Raw genomic sequence first — 4,989 nt, 5'->3', positions numbered from 1 at the left:
CCGCCACCTGGTCTAATGAGAATTTGATGGGGCTGTGGTGGGCTGTTTGCTGGGTGCCGGGCCGTGGCTGGGATGATGGTGGGGCGTTACCTGGTCGACGTCGGCTGTCTCTGGTGCGGACGAGCCCGTGGTTGAGTATGACGGCGGAGGCCTGGGGCACTTGTTCCTGCTGCCGTGAGCGCGTTCCTCAGTTTCCGTGTTCAGGCCTCCCCGGGTAACGCACCTTGGAGGGTGTTGCCTGATTGGGAAGGGAGGCAGGGGTGGAAGTGGTGTTCCCGCGCTGCGCGGGACTCGACGTCCATCGGGACACGGTGGCCGCGGCGGTACGGATCCAGCCCGCCAAAGGACCCGCGAAAGTCGAGGTCCGCACGTTCACTGCGACCGGGGGTTCGCTGGGGCTCCTCGCGGACTGGCCGGCCCAGAACAAGGGCACGGTCGTGGGAATGGAATCAACAGGGGTTTATTGGAAACCTGTCTTCCACATGCTGGAAGACCAGTTCGAATGCTGGCTTCTCAACGCCGCGCATGTCCGTAACGTACCAGGCCGGAAAACGGATGTGGCGGACGCCGCCTGGCTTGCGGACCTGGTCGCGCACGGCCTGGTCCGCCCGTCCTTCGTCCCCCCGAAACCGTTCCGGGACCTGCGCGACCTCACCCGGGCGCGGCGCACGGTCGTGGAGGAGAAGACCCGCGAGGTCCAGCGGCTGGAGAAGCTGATGCAGGACGCCGGGGTGAAACTCACCAGCGTCGCCTCCCAGCTGCTGGGCGTCTCCGGCCGGGCGATCCTGGAGAAGATGATCGCCGGGGAACGGAACCCCGAGTATTTGGCGGAGCTGGCCCGCGGCCGGCTGCGCGGGAAGATCCCGGCGCTGACCGAGGCGTTGGCCGGCACGTTCCGCTCCGGTCATCACGGGTTCCTCGCAGCCCAGCTGTTGGAACGCATCGACCTGTGTGACGAGCAGATCGAGGAGCTCGACCATCGGATCGAGGTGATGATCGCCCCTTTTGTTGGGACGGTGGACCGGGTGACGACGATCCCGGGAGTGGGTAGGGTCACCGCGATCGTGCTGCTCGCCGAGGTCGGGATCGACATGTCCCGGTTCCCGACCGCGGGGCACCTGGCATCGTGGGCGGGTATCTGCCCGGGGAACCACACCTCGGGTGGGAAACGCCTGTCCGGTCGTACCCGCCACGGGAACAAGTGGTTACGGACCGCGTTGACCGAGGCGGCGTGGGCCGCGGCTCGGAGTAAGAACACCTACCTGGCATCGCACCACGCCCAGGTCCGAGGCCGCCGCGGGATCCAGAAAGCGATCGGGACGACCCGCCACGACATTCTCATCGCCTACTGGCACATCATCGCGGGCAACACCGAATACCACGACCTCGGTGGCGACTGGCACACCCGCCGCCGCCGGAACCCCGAGAAACGCAAGAACACCCTGGTCGGCGAACTCGAAAAGCTCGGCTACACCGTCACCATCGAACCCGCGGCCTGACCCCAAACCCCATCACCAGCACCCCACACGCGCGGACTGAACGGCACCGGGTCCCCGCGCGATCCCGCACGCCCCGACCCAGCCCCTCCGTGGTCCGGTAATTCACTCCTCAGTCAGACTGACAGGTGGGCGTTCATGGCTCGGGCCTTCTCGGCAAGCTCAGGCAGTTCCGCGACAGTGATGCCGGCTTGGGTGAGGAGTTCGTAGCCCTGGCAGTCGGCGACGAAGAGGCTGGGTTCACGCCAGGCGATGACCACCCGTGGGATCTTCGCTTCCAGGATGAGCTGGGTGCAGGTGCGTGGCCGGGATTTGCGCTGCGAGCAGGGTTCGAGAGTGCTGTAGATCGTCGCGGTGGCGAGCCGCGGGTCGTCGGGGACGATCTTCGCGAGTGCGGACTCCTCGGCATGCACCGCGTCGTCGACCTCACGGGAGAAGCCGAAGGCGATCTCCTCGTTGTTCTCGTCGACGATGACGGCGCCGACCGAGTAGGCGCCGGTGGCGGGCGGGCAGCGGTGGGCGAGTTCGATGGCCCGGGTCATCCAACGCTGATCGTCGAGCTGGGGCATGGAGCAGCTCGTCCTTCCCTGGGGCCGGTCCCTGGTGGAGGCAGACCGGGTAGCCGGTAGCGGGATGGTAGTCAGACGGTGATGGTCGTGGGGACCTGGTCCATCGCCTGGCGGAACTCGCGTACCTGTGGGGGATAGTCTGCCATCCGGCGACGGCGTCACGCAGTGACCGCAGACTGGTCATGATGCGTCCGGAGTGTGTGCTGGCGCCGACCGTGAATGCGTCGAGACCGAGTGTCGCGGCTTGCTCGGGTTCGCGTGCTCCTGCGTGCGCGGGGGCTTCGCGGGCGAGGTAGACACCGCGGTCGCGGTAGAAAGCCGAGGGGAGACCATCGATCGCGGCCCGGAACCCGGTGGCCGCGGCAGGGTAGTCACCGAGGGCGGCGAGGCTATGTGCCCGCTGGACCTCGATATAGGCAGGGCTGAAGAACTCGCCCCAGGGCATGAGGGCCGTCCCGGCCTGGGACGGGGTCCCCGTACTCCCACAGCGCCCGGCCGTCCTTCGCCCAGCGCAGCTCGAACACGCCCGGCTCCGAGCGGAAGCCCTTCACCCCGAGGCTCGGGTGGAACTGGCCCGTCTCCAAGCCCTCGCGGAACAGCACGACCGCGCGGCGGAACGCTCGCCGCTGCTCGGGAGTCAGCCGCGCGTACTCCGCCACGAAGCGGGCCACCTGCTCGTACGTGGGCACGCCGTCACGATAGTGCGTCGATCATTCCGAGCTCACGGGAGGTACGCGGCTCATCAGCTTGCCTTCGGGTGCTCCTCGACAGCCAACTGGTCCAGCTCGTCCAGAAGGGCATCGAACGCAGCGTCGGACAGGCAGAAGACGGTGCGACCCGCCTCGACATCCTCGTGGGCCTCGTCGATCGCGCGCTTGGTGTCGGGGTCGGGTTCATCAACCCACTCGTGGGGCTCAGGGTAGGGCTGCGCCGTCGCGTCCATGGCCAGCCTCCGCATCGGTGCGCATCGTGTCGACCCAACCTTAGCTTCGTCCATGATGGCTTGCGGCGGCAGCCTGGGCGAGCCTCAGGGCTGACGGACCCAAGCTGACACGGCCGATGTGCCTGCGGCTGTTGGCACGCGAAGGCTGGGCGCGGCAGCATCCGTTCACATCAGCCATCGGAGTGGTGCCCGCTGCGCGGCAGGAGTCGCGCCCCACGTTGACCGTCTCGTGGCCCCTCACTCAAACCCGAGGATGGGACGTCTGCCTGATCACCACACCGGCGGCCGTGGCGTTCATCGACATACCAGCACTTGAAGAACAGACCGGTCATCCCGTGAAGAGCGTCTACCGCCAGCCAGGCGAGCCACGATCGAACTCGTTCCCCCAGGCAGACACGATCATCGTCGCCCCGGCGACCTACAATACGATCAACAAATGGGCTGCCGGTACCAGCGACAACTACGCCCTTGGTGTCCTGGCCGAGGTATTCGGATTGGGTATCCCGGTCATCGTCCTGCCGTTCGTCAACTCGGCTCTGGCCGCGCACTTCGCCTTCCAGCGCAGCGTCACTGAGCTGAAGAAGGCCGGAGCCCACATCCTCATGGGACCGGGGGCCTGGCAGCCGCACGAGCCCCACACCGGCGGCCAGCACTTGGACACGTTTCCGTGGGGACTCGCACTCGACGAAGCGGACTATAGGACCGCGGGGAGCTGACCGTCCTGGACCAGTCCGCCGGGTAGCCCGGGGGGATCTCACCCCCGGGCTCCTACAGAACGGAGCGTGACGGTCTCCTGTCGCTCCGCTCGTCCCATCCGGTTCGTCAGAAGCTGGTGGTCCATGCCCAGTGGGCGAACAGGCGGGGCTGTCTACGGGTCAGGAACCGGGGCCGCTGCGCTGGCCGCCGTGGGGGCGGGAAAATCATGGGTGCGGCCGTCCGGGACGCCGGTGTCACTGTGATGCCTTCCCGAGCTCGGGAGTCAGGATGGCGCGGGGACCGCTGACAGGCGCCGTTGATTGTTGCCATGAGCACGCGGGTCAGACTCTTCCGAGACCTGTGGTCCCTCCGGACGGCCGCGCCTGGTAGCCGTCCGGGGATCGGAGACGTCTGGTGGAGTTGCTGCACGACCGGTGCGCCGCGCTGGATCGAGGAGGAGATACGCCCTTTTGCCCGCCAGCTTGACCACCCGGTCACGATCCCCGGGGTCGGCCGGACCGTCGCCGAGGCCATCATCGCCGAGACCGGCGCCGACATGACCCGCTTCCCGTCGGCCGGACACCTGGCGTCCTGGGCCGGGGTCTGTCCCGGCCACCACGAGTCCGCCGGCAAACGCAGATCCGGGAAGACCCCGCACGGCAACCACTGGCTCGGCGGCACCCTGGGCACCGCCGCCATGGCCGCCGCCCGTACCCGCGACACCACCTACCTCGGCGCCCGCTACCGCCGGCTCGCCCCACGGCTGGGCAAGAAGAAGGCCCTCGTCGCGATCGAGCACTCCATCCTGACCGCCGTCTGGCACATGCTCACCAACGACACCGACTACCAGAACCTCGACGGCGACTACTACACCCGACGCGACCCCGAACGCGCCCTGCGCCGCCTGACCCGCCAAGCCAACACCCTCGGCTACACCGTCCGCTTCGACCCCCTCCCCGAGGCCGCCTGAACCGGGCACCACCGTCACCTCACGTTATTTTTCGGGTCAGGCCCTTCCACCATCGTTTGTCCTTCTTGAACGACCTCAGACGTTTGAACTTCCGTCTGGCCCAGCGCACCAGGTAGGTGTTGATGCGGGTGAATAGGCGGTCCAGCGCAGAGCGGTAGAACATCCCGTAGTAGTTCATCCAGCCACGAATGACCGGATTCAGCCACGCCGCGAGCGCCCCGATGTCCTCGGCCGTGCGCAGGTGGATCCGCCGTTACTGGTCAGGTATTGACCAGCTTTCGGTGACTCTGAGTTAAGCCGCCGAGAGGGTGAGGG

At 67.3% G+C, this 4,989-nt stretch carries 7 protein-coding genes; 3 read left to right on the top strand and 4 right to left on the bottom strand.

Annotated features, from left to right (window positions below):
* Nucleotides 1-260 precede the first annotated feature (260 nt).
* On the top strand, nt 261-1,499 hold the full coding sequence (locus tag AC08OP_RS19650) for an IS110 family RNA-guided transposase (RefSeq protein WP_476615526.1): 1,239 nt from the start codon (nt 261-263) through the stop codon (nt 1,497-1,499).
* Between the two features lie 113 nt (nt 1,500-1,612).
* On the opposite strand, the gene AC08OP_RS19645 is transcribed toward AC08OP_RS19650, so the two are convergent.
* From AC08OP_RS19645 to AC08OP_RS19635, 3 genes are all read right to left on the bottom strand, one after another.
* Entirely contained in the window at nt 1,613-2,065 is a 453-nt protein-coding gene (locus AC08OP_RS19645; RefSeq protein ID WP_476615525.1) for a dCMP deaminase, read from the bottom strand.
* A gap of 389 nt (nt 2,066-2,454) precedes the next feature.
* On the bottom strand, nt 2,455-2,754 hold the full coding sequence (locus AC08OP_RS19640) for a hypothetical protein (RefSeq protein WP_476615524.1): 300 nt from the start codon (nt 2,752-2,754) through the stop codon (nt 2,455-2,457).
* Nucleotides 2,755-2,807: 53 nt separating this feature from the next.
* On the bottom strand, nt 2,808-3,008 hold the full coding sequence (locus AC08OP_RS19635) for a hypothetical protein (RefSeq protein WP_006543091.1): 201 nt from the start codon (nt 3,006-3,008) through the stop codon (nt 2,808-2,810).
* A gap of 116 nt (nt 3,009-3,124) precedes the next feature.
* Here AC08OP_RS19635 and AC08OP_RS19630 point away from each other — a divergent pair, with 116 nt between their 5' ends.
* Both AC08OP_RS19630 and AC08OP_RS19625 read left to right on the top strand, forming a co-directional pair.
* Nucleotides 3,125-3,724: a flavoprotein gene (locus AC08OP_RS19630; RefSeq protein WP_476615523.1), complete on the top strand. Its 600-nt coding sequence runs from the start codon at nt 3,125-3,127 to the stop codon at nt 3,722-3,724.
* 308 nt (nt 3,725-4,032) lie between these two features.
* Nucleotides 4,033-4,674, top strand: coding sequence for a transposase (locus AC08OP_RS19625; protein WP_476615522.1), 642 nt, complete (start codon nt 4,033-4,035; stop codon nt 4,672-4,674).
* Between the two features lie 19 nt (nt 4,675-4,693).
* Here the strand turns inward: AC08OP_RS19625 and AC08OP_RS19620 are convergent, their stop codons facing one another.
* Nucleotides 4,694-4,915 (bottom strand): group II intron maturase-specific domain-containing protein, encoded by a 222-nt coding sequence (locus tag AC08OP_RS19620; RefSeq protein ID WP_476615527.1) that lies wholly within the window; start codon nt 4,913-4,915, stop codon nt 4,694-4,696.
* Between the last annotated feature and the right edge of the window lie 74 nt (nt 4,916-4,989).

The sequence above is a fragment of the Frankia sp. CeRuru1 genome, assembly GCF_977966315.1.
Note: the sequence above shows the minus strand (reverse complement) of the source record. Positions and strands in the feature narration are given on the sequence as shown.